Source organism: Dactylosporangium siamense (assembly GCF_016862795.1).
Lineage (GTDB): Bacteria > Actinomycetota > Actinomycetes > Mycobacteriales > Micromonosporaceae > Dactylosporangium > Dactylosporangium siamense.
In genome coordinates this window covers 1-1529 of sequence record NZ_BONQ01000262.1, presented here as the reverse complement: position 1 = coordinate 1529, position 1529 = coordinate 1, and the positions used below count along the sequence as shown (strand labels likewise).

Annotated in this window: 1 protein-coding gene; it reads right to left on the bottom strand. The window is 68.9% G+C overall.

The annotated features are described in order from the left end of the window. Positions 1-21: 21 nt before the first annotated feature. Positions 22-1452: an NF041680 family putative transposase gene (locus Dsi01nite_RS56830; protein WP_203854872.1), complete on the bottom strand. Its 1431-nt coding sequence runs from the start codon at positions 1450-1452 to the stop codon at positions 22-24. Positions 1453-1529 lie beyond the last annotated feature (77 nt).

Sequence of the window (1529 nt, the reverse complement as noted above, 5' to 3'; positions counted from 1 at the left end):
CCTCAGCTTGTTATTTAACCTTCATCGCTGTTTGCGATCCTTGAGGCTCTTGTCTCGTTTGGTGGTCTTGCCGACGTCGTGCTGGATGGCGTGTAGGCGGTTCTTCGACCCTGGCGGGCGGCCTGGTCCGGCTGTGGTGGGTTTCGGCGCACCGGCCGGTCGGGTGGTTTTCGGGCGTAGGTACCGAAACCCGCGGCGGACCCGGGCCGGGGTGAGCCGGTCCGGGTCGGTCGGGCGTTCCCAGGGACGGCGCAGGTCCTGGGTGAGCCCCCGGGCGAGCCGGAGCTGCGTGTGGCCGGCGATCACCAGCCAGGTCCATCGATCGGCGGCCTCGGGGCTGCGTAGCCTCGGGGCGGTCCATCCGAGGGTCTGTTTGAACAACCGGAAGGTGTGTTCCAGGTCGAACCTGCGCAGGAACGCCTGCCACAGATTGTCCACATGAGACGGTGAGGCACCGGTACGGGATGACCACAGCCACAACGGTTTCGGGTCGCGGTCACCGGGAAGATGCTGCACGGTGAGCCGGATCAAGGTGCCCTCCAGCACGGGCAGATCGCCGGCGTGGTCCAGCCAGGCGGCCCGGCGGGTCAGCCGGGGATGCAACCGATCCCAGGCGAGGGCGGTCGCCACACCGTAGCGGGTGGTGTCGGTGGTGGCCGTATGCTGCGGCGCCGGCCACGTGCCGGCATCGGCGAGGTGGAACTCGCCGCCGTGCTTGGCCGGCCGGCCCATCGTTCCCGGCCGGCGGGGCAGTGCCGGCAGTCGCAACACCCGGTCGCTGCGCAACCGGCCCAGCACCTCGACCGGCAGATCAGCGAGGAGGAACGCCAGCCGGGCCAGGTCGTAGCCGGAGTCGAAGACGACCAGCACGTCCGGGTCGCCGTCGTGCCAGTGCCCGGCGTCGAGAAGCCGGTGCAGCACCGCACGAACCTGTCCGGCGGTCACCTCAGCCACGTCATCGTCCGGGCCGAGCCGAACCGCGTCCAGCACCGCGGTCCACGACGTACGGCCGGGTTCCAGCGCTGCCACGAACGAGTACGGCCACCCCGGGATCTGCTGGTCCTGGTTACGGCTCCGGCCGTGCACGTGACAGAACAGCCGGTCGGGGCTGGTCGCCGCGTCCGGACGCAGCCACGGGCTGACGTCGACGGCAAGCATGAGCCGTCCCTCGCGCGAACGGGACAGCGGCAGGCCCGCCACGGCCGTGCGCAGCCGCTGCACATCGATGCCGCCCGCGTTGAGCCCGTCGTACATCGCGCCGTGCCCACGCCGGTGCTCCGGCGCCAACGTCAGGTCCACCAACGTCTTGACCGGCCCGTCGGTACACAGCAACGCGTCGGTCAGCTCGAACAACGCGTCGGCCCGACCGGTCAAACACCGGTAGAACTCCCGCCGGAACCTACCCAACTCCCCGAACGCGACCGCCACGGCAGCATCAGGCACACTGATCATCCAGACAGCCCTTGGTCATAGATCTTCTTCCCTCGACAAGAAGAAGGATCAACCAAGGGCTGTCCCCATGATCAGTC